The following is a 12,209-nucleotide window of genomic DNA, read 5'->3' as shown; positions in this document are numbered from 1 at the left end:
GCAGATGAAAGAGGAAGGAGCGCAACGATGGCCAGACTGATAGTCGTCTCGAACCGCGTGGCGACGCCCACGGAGACCAAAGGCTCGGCGGGCGGCCTGGCGGTTGGCGTGTTCGGCGCGCTCAAGGACGCGGGCGGTGTGTGGTTCGGCTGGAGCGGCGATGTGGTGAGCGAGACGGTCGCCAACGCTGGCCCCACGCTCGTGCAGGAAGGCGCGGTGACGTTCGCGACGGTCGGCCTCACGAAAAAGGATTACGACCAGTACTACCGCGGGTTTTCGAACGCGACGCTCTGGCCGGTGTTCCACTATCGCAACGACCTGGCGCGTTACGAGCGCGACGAATACGCCGGTTATCGACGCGTCAATGCGTGGCTCGCCCACAAGCTGATGAAGCTGATCGAGCCCGACGACATCATCTGGGTCCACGACTACCATCTGATTCCGTTCGCAGAGGCGCTGCGTTCGGAAGGCCTTCGCAACCGCATCGGCTTCTTTCTGCATATTCCGTTTCCGTCGCCGCAGGTGCTGCAGACGATTCCGCCGCACGACGAACTCGTCAAATCGCTGTGCTGTTACGACCTGCTCGGTTTCCAGACCCGCAACGACCAGCAGGCGTTTCACGACTACATGGCGCGCGAGGCGCGCGGCGTCGTACGCGAGCTGGGTGAGAAGACGGGCGAGAAGACGGGCGAGAAGACGGGCGAGAAAACGGGCGAGCAGGGCCGGCAGGGCGAGCACGAAGGCGAAATCGAAGCCTACGGGCGCAAGCTGCGCACGGGTGTGTATCGCATCGGCGTGTTTCCCGACGAAATCGCCGAACAGGCCGCACGCTACGAAAGCCGCCAGCATGTGCTCGATCTCAAGCAGAGCCTCGAAGGGCGCAAGCTCATCATGAGCGTGGATCGGCTCGATTATTCGAAGGGGCTGGTCGAGCGCTTTCACGCGTTCGAACAGCTGCTCGAACATTCGCCCGAATGGCGCGGCAAGGTCACGCTCGTGCAGATCGCCCCGCCAACGCGTTCGGACGTGGCCAGCTACAAGGTGATCCGCGAGGAACTGGAGCGCGAGGCCGGGCGCATCAATGGCCGCTATTCGGGCCTCGATTACACGCCGATCCGCTATCTGAGCCAGCAGTACGACCGCTGGAAGCTGATGTCGCTGTTTCGCGAATCGCAGATCGGCTATGTCACGCCGCTGCACGACGGCATGAATCTGGTCGCGAAGGAATACGTGGCCGCACAGAATCCCGATGATCCCGGCGTGCTGGTGCTGTCGATTTTCGCGGGCGCGGCGGCGGAGTTGAGCGGCGCGCTGCTGGTGAATCCGCACGACGCGACGGGTATGTCCGAAGCGCTGGAGCGCGCGTTGGCGATGCCGCTCGCCGAGCGCCGGGAGCGCCACGAAACCAATATGGCGGCGCTGCGCCGCAACGATCTGGGCGTGTGGCGCGATCGTTTCCTGCGCGATCTGGCGAGCGTGCCGCAGCCGCGTTGACGCAGCTTGCGCGATGAGGCGTAGAGGATTGCGTATGATCCGGCGTTGATCTTCGGCCAACGCGCCGCCCGTCATTCACGTCGTCTACGCCTCATGCTCACCACGCTCGCCATCGCCAATTACCGCTCGCTGCGCGAGCTTATCGTGCCGCTTGGACCGCTCAACGTGATTACCGGTCCGAACGGCAGCGGCAAATCCAATCTCTATCGCGCGCTGCGTCTACTCGCGCTCACGGCGCGCGGCGGCGTGATTCCGTCGCTGGCGCGCGAAGGCGGCCTGCAATCGACGCTCTGGGCCGGTCCCGAGCGCTTTTCGCGCGCCGTGACCGCGGGCGAGCACGCAGTGCAGGGCACGGTGCACAAAGACGCGGTGAGTCTCAAGCTCGGCTTCGCGGGCGAGACCTTTGGATACGCGATCGATCTGGGTTTGCCGCCGCCCGCGTCCACCTCGCAGTTTTCGCTCGATCCGGTCATCAAGCGCGAGTGCATCTGGAGCGGGCCGGTGCTGCGTCCGTCCGCGCTGCTGGTGGATCGCCAGGGGCCGATGATCCGCATCCGCGACGATGAAGACGGCCGGCGCGGCGAATGGTCCACGCTCGCGCAGCCGGTGGCGAGCTTCGACAGCATGATGACCGAGTACGCCGACCCGCGCAGCGCGCCCGAGATGATCGCGGTGCGCGAGCAGATCCGCTCGTGGCGCTTCTACGACCACTTCCGCACCGACCAGCACGCGAGCGCGCGCCAGGTGCAGATCGGCACGCATTCCCCCGTGCTCGCCGACGATGGCGCGAATCTGGCGGCGGCCTTGCAGACGATCCGCGAGATTGGCGACGGCGCGGCGCTCGATAACGCCATCGGCGATGCGTTTCCGGGCGCGCGCGTCGAGATCGTCAATCACGAAGGGCGGTTCGAAGTGGCGCTGCGCCAGGAAGGGCTGTTGCGGCCCTTGCGCGGCGCGGAGCTTTCCGACGGCACGCTGCGCTATCTGCTGCTTGCGGCGGCGCTGCTGAGCCCGCGTCCGCCCGCGCTGCTGGTGCTCGACGAGCCGGAAACCAGCCTGCATCCCGATCTGCTGCCGTCGCTCGCGCGCCTGATTGCGCGGGCGTCGATGCAATCGCAGGTGCTGGTCGTCTCGCACGCGGCGCGGCTCGTGGCGGCGCTGGAGCGCGAAGCGGGCAGCCAGTCGATCGTGCTGGAACGGCGTCTGGGCGCCACCAGCTTCGCCGATCCCGATTCCCTCGACGTGCCCGCATGGAAGTGGCCGACGCGCTGAGCATGGCTCGCCCGGGCGCCGTTGTATCCGCATGTAAATCAGTATGAAAAATTGAAAGAGCGGGGGCGAGGCGGCGTCGATTGCCGAATAATGGATCGTTGGTACGCCAGCAAAAGCGGGCGCGTTCGGTCCCCGGAACGCCCGCTGCGTGTGCGCTTTGTGACACCTCGCTTACAATGCCTCACGAGGTTCCCGAGGCAACGGGCGCGCAATGTGCGTCACTCACGTGTTACCCGTGCGTTACCCGTTTGCTTGACCCGATGGGCCCAGGCGTCGCTGCCGAACACTGGAGACACCCCGATGAGAATTGCGCAGATCGCTCCGCTGACCGAATCGGTCCCGCCCAAGCTCTATGGCGGCACGGAACGCGCCGTGTCGTACATCACCGAGGCGCTGGTCGAGCTCGGCCATGACGTGACGCTGTTCGCCAGCGGCGATTCCGTCACGAGCGCGAAGCTCGAACCGGTCTGGCCGCGCGCGCTGCGTCTCGATCCCGCGATTCGCGACCGCGTGGCGCCGCACATGCTGCTGATGGAACTGGTGCGCCGTCAGGCCGATCAGTTCGACGTGCTGCACTTCCATATGGACTACTACTCGTTTTCGGTGTTCAAGCGCCAGGAAACGCCGTTCGTGACCACGCTGCATGGCCGCCTCGATCTGCCCGAGCAGCAGCCGGTGTTCGACACCTTCAACACCGCGCCGGTCATCTCGATCTCCAACTCGCAGCGCCAGCCGATCCCGCAGGCCAAATGGCTGCGCACGGTCTATCACGGCCTGCCCGAAAATCTCTACACGCCGCAGCCGGTGGAGCAGCGCTATCTGGCGTTTCTCGGGCGCATTTCGCCGGAAAAGCGCGTCGATACGGCGATCCGCATTGCCCAGCGTTGCGGCCTGCCGATCCGCATCGCCGCCAAGGTCGACGAAGCCGACCGCGAGTATTTCGAGCGCGAGATCAAGCCGCTGTTCGCATTGCCGAACGTCGATTTCGTCGGCGAGATCAACGACAGCCAGAAAGCCGAGTTTCTTTCGGGCGCCCATGCGCTGCTGTTCCCGATCGACTGGCCGGAGCCGTTCGGTCTGGTGATGATCGAGGCGATGGCCTGCGGCACGCCGGTGATCGCCTTCAATCGCGGCGCGGTGCCGGAAGTGGTGGACGATGGCGTATCGGGTTTTATCGTCGAAGACGAGATTGGCGCGGTGGCCGCCATCAATCGCCTCGCGCGCGTGCCGCGTGACGGCGTGCGCCGCCGCTTCGAGGAGCGCTTCACCTCGCATCGCATGGCGCAGCAGTATGTGGAGGCGTATCAGGCGGTGATTCGCGCGAACCGGCGTTCGCGTTTCAAGGTGATCGATACGTCCGCGACCTGAGCGCGGACGTCGATCCGCAGCGCGTTACAGCTTCAGTTGCGTGATCTTGGTGGTGCCGAGCGACAGATCGCCGATCAACCCGCTGTTGGTCAGCACGAAGACTTCGACGGGTTTGACGGCGGTGGTGGTGTCGATCTTGCCGTTGGCGCCCACCTTGACGGCGGCCACCGAGGCGTCGCCGCCCACCGACCAGCCTTCCGAGGTCCGCAGCCGTTCGAGCGCGTCTTCGGTCATGAACAGATACACCACGGCTTTCGACTGCATGCCGAGCGTCGCGCCCACCGACGCGCCCGTCGTGCTGTAGTAGCCCACCGTGCTGCCGCCGACGCGCAACGCGCCGTCGCCGTGCTCGCCACCGATGCCGATACCGGCCTGAATCACCTGCGGGAACACCAGCACGCCACGCGCCTTGCCGACCAGCTCGCGCGCGCCCGGCACGGTCTGGAACAGGCGCGACATCGTGCCGTCGACGCTGGCGTCGATCGACTGGCGGCGCGCGTCGTTGGTTTGATCGGTGGGTGGCGTGCTGCCGGTGGTCGAGCAGCCTGCGAGAGCCGCACTGGCGAGTGCGATGGCAACCGATGCTCTCAGGATGAAGCGACGTCCTTGCATGTTGTTCTCCGTTCTGTTTTCCGGAAAGCCGAACCGCCGCGGCGCTGCCGATGACGAATCAGCCTCGTCGTTATAGCACAGGCTTTCAAATGACCATTCGGAGCGGGCACGGAAATCGCGCAGCGGCCGCGCGCCGCCACCAGCAAGGCCTGGCGGGGTCGAGGAAAGCAAACGAGAGCGGGGAAAATCAGGGTTCCGGCACGATTTTGGCGGCCGGCGGTCGCCGTAGCGCGCGTCGAATCGCGCCGATCACGATGCCGAACACGAGCAGCCCAACGGCCGGCACGATCCAGTAACCAACAAACGCATGCCAGAGATAGCGCACGAGCGTCATGCGGCGTTGCGCGTATTCGTCGCGTGCGGTTTGCCAGACGGCGGCGTTTTCGGCCAGCACGGCCTGCGGGCAAGCCGCGGCGCCCGCGCTTTCGGGCGTGCCCTGGCAGTGCAGCGGGGCGCCGGCGTTGCGTTCGGCGTCGGTGAAGGTCCACGAGGTGAGCGCGCGCTGCAGATCCGCGCGGTTATAGGCCATTTCCTCCTGGATCTCGCGCACCGCGACGATCATCACCGGCACGAGCCAGAACACCATCACCAGCATCCAGCGACGAAACCAGCGATTCTTGTGTCTCCATGCCATCTGCGCCTCCGTTCGATGCCGATGGCATCAAGCAGGATCAGCCTCTGTAGGTCGGCCCGATGGCGATAGACGTTTTCGTATAAGGGAAGGGGCCGCTGGAGCCATCATAGGAGAAAAATGGCGCGCCGGCGCGAGGTCCTGGCGGTTCGCGTTGCATGAACCACACCATAAAAAACGACGCGCCGCAGCAAAATGCCGGGGCGCGTCGTTTGCCGATGCACTACGCGATGCTTCGCCAGGTTGATCAGGAATCCCTGGCGGATGCCGATGGCATCGAATCAGCTCTTGGTCGAGAGGCAGGTCTTCATGAAGGCTTTACGGTCATCGCCTTTCTTGTCGGCGGCTTGCGTGTTGCAGGACTTCATGCGTTCCTGTTGCGTCATCTTGGTGGCCGGGGCCGCGCCGCTTGCCGACAGGCATTGCTTCATGAAGGCCTTGCGGTCGTCGCCTTTCTTGTCGGCGGCCTGCGTGTTGCAGGTCTTCATTTTCGACTGCTGGCTATTCATGGCAGCGCCCGAAGCGGCGGCCGGAGCAGCGGTCTGTGCGAACGCCGGTGCGGCGAACACGCCGCCCAGCACGATTGCAGCAATGACGGATTGGATCTTCATCGTTCACTCCCATGGGATATCGACATTGTCGGTAGTCGTGCGCGCAGGCCGCTGGTTCGTCACATCCTTGCCCATCGCCGCAACCATTATGGCAAAGCCAACCTGAAAACGGACCGGCGCACGCTTCGGTTGACGTGCGCTACGGCACAATGCGATCTATCTGCATCGCACGCACAAGGAGACAGGCCATGCATTACCTCTTGATGTACGAACTCGCCGACGATTACCTCGACCGGCGCGCCGAACATCGCCACGCGCATCTCGCGCTCGCGTGGGCGGCGGCGGAGCGCGGCGAATTGCTGCTCGCGGGCGCGATCGCCGATCCCGTCGACAATGCGCTGCTGCTGTTCCAGGGCGACAGCCCGGCCGCCGCCGAAGCCTTCGCGCACGCCGATCCCTATGTGCAGGCCGGGCTCGTGAAAGCATGGCGCGTGCGGCCGTGGCAAACAGTGGTGGGCGAGCACGCGGCAAGCCCGGTGCGTTGAATGCCGATGCCCGCACAACGATCGAGGGTGAGCGGTCGCGTCTAATGCGATTCGTCTGACGAGCCGGCCGCGGCGCGATCGAGCAGATCGCGCACGGTTTCGTCATCGACCTGGGTGAAATCGGCGTAGAACTGGCCCACGCTCATGAACGACGCGGGCGTCTGCACGCAGACGAAATCGTCGACGGTGCCGTCCAGCCGCGCGCGTGCGCCCGCAGGCGCAACCGGCAGCGCGGCCACGATGCGCGCGGGTCCAAGCGAGGCCAGCGCCAGCGCAGCAGCCTTGAGCGACGCGCCGGTGGCCATGCCGTCGTCGATGAGCAGCGCCACGCAACCCGCCACCGGCACGGCCGCGCGCTCGCCGCGATAACGCGCCTCGCGCCGCCCCAGTTCGATGCGCGCGAGCGCCAGCGCGCTCTGCAATTGCGCTTCGCTCACGCCGGCTTCGCGGATCAGCGCTTCGTCCACGTATTGCGCGCCGTTCGAGGAGAGGGCGCCCATCGCCAGTTCGGGTTGCCACGGCACGCCGAGCTTGCACACGGGCAAGACGTCGAGCGGCGCGCCCAGCGCCTGCGCCACGTCGAACGCGACCGGCACGCCGCCGCGCGGCAATGCGAGCACGACCACATCGCGCCGCCCGCCATAAGGCGCGACGAGTTGCGCGGCGAGTTGACGCCCCGCCTCGCGGCGATCGGTGAATGGGCGATTCATGGCGCGTAGTGTCGACCCGGAAGCGATTTTCCGGCGCTCGGCAGCGAAGAAGAGAGGTGTCCAGTGTGCCACGCACGGGCTGAACCCGGCGCACACTCGGCGGGAAAATACGCGATAAAAACCGCGCTCAAAACCCGAGCCAGGAATGAATGTCGTTCAGGCGTGCTGCATAGCCCGACGGGCGCAAAGGTCTCCCGCCGCGCACTCATTTGCATACGCGGATTTCTCGTTTGGCGCGGCCCGCGCGCATGGTTAGCATGGCACCGTGCCTTTTACCGACGAGGTCCATGCCATGTCCGAAACCGCCTGTTTTTCGCCGCGTGTGGTCGAACCCGCCGAAGCCGATGCCCCCGAAGGCCTTGGCCTCGCCCTGGAGCTGCGGCTCGCGCGGCCCATCGACGGCATTGCGGGTCACGCGCTGCGCATTCACCTGCGGCGCGGCGCGCGCATGGATCAGGCGGAAACGCTGCGCGACCTGCTGCATGAAGTGGGCGCGGATATTGTCGTGTCCTGAGCGTCGTGTCCTGAACGCAGCGCCTAGTCGAGCGGCGTCGCGAACAGCGCGTCGAGCAGATTGGACGATGAGGAATCGGCCAGACGCGTGAGCGATTCCACCATACGCACCTGGCAATCCACGAGCGGAATCGCGCGAATGCGCCGCGATTCGCCGAATTCCGCGCCCGCGATCACCCCCGCGCCCACGCCTTGCGCGATGGCGGTCTGCAGCGCCTCGCGGCCATCCACGTAAAGCACCGGCTGGACCTGCAACCCTTTGCGCACCAGTTCGGCTTCGAGCAGTTGCTGCGTGACGGAGTGCGCCTCGCGGAAGATCATCGGTTCGCGCACCAGTTCCTCGTAGGTCATGCGGCGCTTTTTCGCGGCCGGGCTGTCGGCGGGCACGACGGCCACGAGCGGCTCCTCGCGTAGCACGCGCGTTTGCAGCCGGCTATGCACCTGATGCGCGGCGGTAATCGCCGCATCGACTTCGCTCGACAGCACGCGGCGCATACATTCGGTCGCGTTCGCAATGCCGAGCTTCACCACCACGCCCGGAAAACGGCGCCGGAACGCGCCGACGAGTTTGATCGCCAGATCGGGCGCATCGGCGACCAGCGCCAGTTCGCCCGATTCCAGCGCGCCCGCCGATTCCAGCAGCCGCCGCGCGTCGCGTTCGCAGCCCACCATCTGCCGCGTCACCGCATAGAGCCTGCGGCCGAGTTCGGTCAGCTCGACGCCGCGCGGCGCGCGCTCGAACAGCTTCACGCCGAAATCGGCTTCCAGCCGCCGCACGTGGTCGGACACGGCGGGCTGGGTCAGCGAAAGCGCCTGTGCGGCGCGCGAAAAGCCGCCGTGCTCGGCGACGGCGTGGAAGGCGCGAAGCTGCGCGTATTGCATGGCGGCTGACCTTTGCGTTGCTATAAGTTTCACTGATATCGACATCGATTATATCGATTTTACCGATGCTCGCCGTTCCAGTACCGTAACGCCATCACGCTGAACACCGACTGGAGCAGCCCGCATGACCACCGCCGCAGATCCTTACCTGCTGACCCCCGGCCCGTTGACCACGGCCGCTTCGACCAAGGCCGCCATGCAGCGCGACTGGGGATCGTGGGACGCCGATTTCCGCGCCATGACCGCGCGCCTGCGCGCCGCGTTGCTGGAGATCGCCGGCGCCACGGATCTCGATTACGACTGCGTGCCCTTGCAGGGCAGCGGCAGCTACTGCGTCGAAGCGATGCTCGGCAGCTTCGTGCCGCGCGACGGCCACGTGCTGGTGCTGGCCAACGGCGCGTACGGCAAGCGCATCGCTACCACGCTGCGCTATCTGGGCCGCCGCCATACGGTGCACGACACCGGCGACTACCTGCCGCCGCGCGCCGCCGATGTGGAGCGACTGCTCGTCGAACACGCGGATTTCACGCATGTCGTGGTCGTTCATTGCGAAACCAGTTCGGGCATTCTCAATCCGGTCGAGGAAATCGCCGAGCTGGTCGCGCGTCATGGCCGCCGTCTGCTGATCGATTCGATGAGCGCGTTCGGCGCCGTGCCGCTCGATATGCGCACGCTGCCGTGCGAGGCGTTTGTTTCGTCGGCGAATAAATGTATCGAGGGCGTGCCGGGCTTCGGTTTCGTGATCGCGAAGAAAAGCGCGCTGGAAGCGGCCAAGGGCGTCAGCCACTCGCTCGCGCTCGATCTGCACGATCAGTGGGACGTGATGAACCGCACCGGCCAGTGGCGCTTCACGCCGCCGACGCATGCCGTGGCGGCCTTTCTCGAAGCGCTGCGCCTCTATGCGGAACAGGGCGGCCAGCCGGGGCGGCTCGCGCGCTACACGCGCAATCGCGATGTGATGGTGGCGGGCATGCAGGCGCTCGGTTTCGAGCCGCTGCTCACGCAAAACTGGCGCTCGCCGATCATTGTCACGTTCTTTTCGCCTGCGCATGCGAACTTCAGTTTCACGCGCTTTTACGAGCTGATGAAAGAGCAGGGTTTCATCATCTATCCGGGCAAGCTCACGAACGTCGAAAGCTTCCGCATCGGCTGTATCGGCGCGCTCGACGAAGCGGTGATGCGCCGCGTGGTCGAAGCCTGCGGCACGGCCCTGCGCACCCTGGGCGTGCCCGACGGCGCGCCGGAACACGCTTCGCTGGACGCCCGCGAGGCGCTGGCAGCGTGATTGATCGATACACGTACAACGCAGCGTCATTCGAAGGACAAAGGGAAATGAAACACGTCAAGGCAGTGATTTTCGACTGGGCCGGCACGGTGGTGGACTACGGTTCGCGCGCGCCGATGGGCGCTTTCGTCGAAACCTTCGAGCAGTTCGGCGTGCCGATCACGATCGACGAGGCACGCGGTCCGATGGGTATGGCCAAGCGTCCGCATATTGCCGCGCTGATGGCGTTGCCGCGCGTGGCCCAAGCCTGGCAGGCGCGCCACGGCCATCTGCCGGGCGAAGCCGATATCGACGCGGTTTATGACGTATTCGTGCCGAAGAACGTCGCCGTGGCCGCGCAGTACAGCGACGTGATTCCGGGCGTCGCGGCCGTGACGAGGCAACTGCGTGCCGATGGCGTGCGCATCGGCTCCACCACGGGCTATACGCGCGAGATCATCGATCAGATCGTGCCGGGCGCGGCTGCGCAAGGCTTCGAGGCGGACAGCATCGTCTGCACGGGCGACACGCCGGAAGGCCGTCCGTCGCCGTACATGATCTATCGCACGCTGCCGCAGCTGGGCGTGTGGCTCGCACGCGATGCGATCAAGGTGGACGACACCGAAGTCGGCATCGAAGAAGGTCTGAACGGCGGCACGTGGGCCGTGGGCGTGGCGGTGAGCGGCAACGCCTTCGGCATGACCGAGGACGAAGTGCACGCACTCGCGCCCGACGAATTCGCGCTGCGCCGTGCGGCGGCGGTCGAGCGTCTGCGCGCGGCGGGCGCGCATTACGTGATCGACAGCGTGGCCGATCTGCTGCCTGTGGTCACGGAAATCGAAACGCGTCTGGCGCGCGGCGAGCGTCCCTGATCAAGCCTTCGATGTGAGCGGGCGGCGCGATGCCGCCCGTTTTTTTCGCGCGCGCGATCACCAAGTCGCGGCGAACGCCTTTTGCACCTGCGCAGGCGCTGTGATGCCGTTCGCGATCAGCAGTTGCGTGAGAATGCGCGCCTTCTGCGCATTGAGATCGAGCGAAACGACGAAACCGTTCTGGTCGTCGTTGACCTCGACATTGCGATTCACGAAGCCCGAACCCACGCGCGACGCGCGCACCACGACGATGCCCTGTTTCGCGGCCCGTTCGAGCGCATCCAGCGCCGTCTTCGACGTATTGCCGTCGCCGACGCCCGCGAGCACGATGCCCTTTGCCTTGCTGGCGATCGCGCTGTCGATCTCCACGCCGTCCATATTCGCGTGCGAGTAGACGATGGCGACGCGCGGCAGCGCTTCGCCCGAGGGCAGGGTGTACTTGTGGCTATCCGGCTGGAACGCCGGCGCGAGAAAGCGCACGCTCGCCGGATCGACGTAACCGATCGGCCCGCTGTTGGGCGACACGAAGGTCTGCACGCTCGTGGTGTTGGTTTTGGTCGTCGCCCGCGCCGACTGGATCGTGTCGTTGAGCACGACCATCACGCCGCGCCCGCGCGCCGCCGGGCTCGCCGCCACTTCCACCGCTTCGTAGAGATTGCTCGGGCCGTCGGCGCTGGTGGCCGTGGACGGCCGCATCGAGCCGACCAGCACGACGGGTTTGTCGGTGTGCAGCACGTTGTCGAGGAAGAAGGCGGTTTCTTCGAGCGTGTCGGTGCCGTGGGTGATGACGACAGCATCGGCCTCGTTGCGATCGAATATCTGCTGGATGCGCCGCGCCAGCGCGAACCAGACCTTGTCGTTCATGTCCTGCGAGCCGATCGAGGCGACCTGTTCGGTGCTCAGTTGCGCGAGTTTTTCGATGCCGGGCACGGCCTGCACGAGTTGCTGGGCGCCCACTGCGCCCGCGTTGTAGGCGTTGGCCGCGCGCGCATCGGCCTGACCGGCGATGGTGCCGCCAGTGGCGAGCACGGCGACGCGCGGCAAGGCGGTATCGGCGGCAAAAGCAGTGGGGGGAATTAACGCGGAAACGAGGAATAACAGCGTGGCGAAATAGCGGGCATAAACGGCGTGTCGCATGATTGTTTTCCTTTGATATTTAGATAATCGATATTCAAGGCGCGCACTGCGCCAATCGATTATTTGCCATTTACCGATAAATGCAATATCGCATTGATGAAGTGCGATTTTTTGCCGCCGGGGAATAACAGCGAAAACATACGCTGTGCAACGGAATTCAGCGTGAGTGACAACATGCAGGTTGATATTCTTCGCAATCGTTTACGTAATTCGACGTAATGAAACCGGATTTATTCATTTTGTCGCTTTAAAAAATGAATAACGACGCTCACCATTTAATCATCCGCAATACAGAAAATCTGCCTTCCAGATTGCGGGCAACTGAAAATTCCCATGCGTAATAGATGATGATTTTTAC

General features: G+C 65.0%; 13 protein-coding genes. 7 read left to right on the top strand and 6 right to left on the bottom strand.

Annotated elements, in window-relative coordinates:
* Positions 1–27 precede the first annotated feature (27 nt).
* The 3 genes from otsA (at position 28) to U5A67_RS26640 (ending at position 4,134) form a co-directional block, all read left to right on the top strand.
* The gene (otsA, locus tag U5A67_RS26650) at positions 28–1,494 is read left to right on the top strand and encodes an alpha,alpha-trehalose-phosphate synthase (UDP-forming) (protein ID WP_321959756.1); all 1,467 of its coding nucleotides are present in this window, start codon (positions 28–30) and stop codon (positions 1,492–1,494) included.
* A gap of 93 nt (positions 1,495–1,587) precedes the next feature.
* The gene (locus U5A67_RS26645) at positions 1,588–2,766 is read left to right on the top strand and encodes an AAA family ATPase (protein ID WP_321816512.1); all 1,179 of its coding nucleotides are present in this window, start codon (positions 1,588–1,590) and stop codon (positions 2,764–2,766) included.
* Positions 2,767–3,066: 300 nt separating this feature from the next.
* A complete protein-coding gene (locus U5A67_RS26640; RefSeq protein ID WP_205981614.1) occupies positions 3,067–4,134 on the top strand; it encodes a glycosyltransferase family 4 protein in 1,068 nt (355 codons plus the stop codon).
* Between the two features lie 24 nt (positions 4,135–4,158).
* On the opposite strand, the gene U5A67_RS26635 is transcribed toward U5A67_RS26640, so the two are convergent.
* From U5A67_RS26635 to U5A67_RS26625, 3 genes are all read right to left on the bottom strand, one after another.
* Positions 4,159–4,746, bottom strand: coding sequence for a YSC84-related protein (locus U5A67_RS26635; protein ID WP_205981615.1), 588 nt, complete (start codon positions 4,744–4,746; stop codon positions 4,159–4,161).
* 187 nt (positions 4,747–4,933) lie between these two features.
* Complete coding sequence (locus U5A67_RS26630) at positions 4,934–5,380, bottom strand: hypothetical protein (RefSeq protein WP_321816511.1); 447 nt, start codon at positions 5,378–5,380, stop codon at positions 4,934–4,936.
* 278 nt (positions 5,381–5,658) lie between these two features.
* Positions 5,659–5,988, bottom strand: a complete 330-nt coding sequence (locus tag U5A67_RS26625) for a PsiF family protein (protein ID WP_205981617.1) — start codon at positions 5,986–5,988, stop codon at positions 5,659–5,661.
* Positions 5,989–6,176: 188 nt separating this feature from the next.
* Between U5A67_RS26625 and U5A67_RS26620 the strand changes: the two genes are divergently transcribed.
* A complete protein-coding gene (locus tag U5A67_RS26620) occupies positions 6,177–6,473 on the top strand; it encodes a YciI-like protein (protein ID WP_205981618.1) in 297 nt (98 codons plus the stop codon).
* A gap of 41 nt (positions 6,474–6,514) precedes the next feature.
* Here U5A67_RS26620 and U5A67_RS26615 read toward each other — a convergent pair whose 3' ends face one another.
* Positions 6,515–7,183 (bottom strand): phosphoribosyltransferase, encoded by a 669-nt coding sequence (locus U5A67_RS26615; protein ID WP_205981619.1) that lies wholly within the window; start codon positions 7,181–7,183, stop codon positions 6,515–6,517.
* Between the two features lie 292 nt (positions 7,184–7,475).
* Between U5A67_RS26615 and U5A67_RS26610 the strand changes: the two genes are divergently transcribed.
* Complete coding sequence (locus U5A67_RS26610; RefSeq protein WP_205981620.1) at positions 7,476–7,697, top strand: hypothetical protein; 222 nt, start codon at positions 7,476–7,478, stop codon at positions 7,695–7,697.
* Positions 7,698–7,720: 23 nt separating this feature from the next.
* On the opposite strand, the gene U5A67_RS26605 is transcribed toward U5A67_RS26610, so the two are convergent.
* Entirely contained in the window at positions 7,721–8,578 is an 858-nt protein-coding gene (locus U5A67_RS26605; RefSeq protein ID WP_205981621.1) for a LysR substrate-binding domain-containing protein, read from the bottom strand.
* A gap of 124 nt (positions 8,579–8,702) precedes the next feature.
* On the opposite strand from U5A67_RS26605, the gene U5A67_RS26600 reads away from it, so the two are divergent.
* Together U5A67_RS26600 and phnX are read left to right on the top strand one after the other, a co-directional pair.
* Complete coding sequence (locus U5A67_RS26600) at positions 8,703–9,863, top strand: 2-aminoethylphosphonate--pyruvate transaminase (RefSeq protein WP_321816510.1); 1,161 nt, start codon at positions 8,703–8,705, stop codon at positions 9,861–9,863.
* A gap of 47 nt (positions 9,864–9,910) precedes the next feature.
* Positions 9,911–10,714: a phosphonoacetaldehyde hydrolase gene (phnX, locus tag U5A67_RS26595; protein ID WP_321816509.1), complete on the top strand. Its 804-nt coding sequence runs from the start codon at positions 9,911–9,913 to the stop codon at positions 10,712–10,714.
* 57 nt (positions 10,715–10,771) lie between these two features.
* On the opposite strand, the gene U5A67_RS26590 is transcribed toward phnX, so the two are convergent.
* Positions 10,772–11,851: an asparaginase gene (locus tag U5A67_RS26590; RefSeq protein WP_321816508.1), complete on the bottom strand. Its 1,080-nt coding sequence runs from the start codon at positions 11,849–11,851 to the stop codon at positions 10,772–10,774.
* Positions 11,852–12,209 lie beyond the last annotated feature (358 nt).

It is taken from the genome of Paraburkholderia sp. J69-1 (assembly GCF_905220255.1).
In the GTDB taxonomy this organism is placed as follows: Bacteria; Pseudomonadota; Gammaproteobacteria; order Burkholderiales; family Burkholderiaceae; genus Paraburkholderia.
This window is presented reverse-complemented; position numbering and strand designations above follow the sequence as displayed.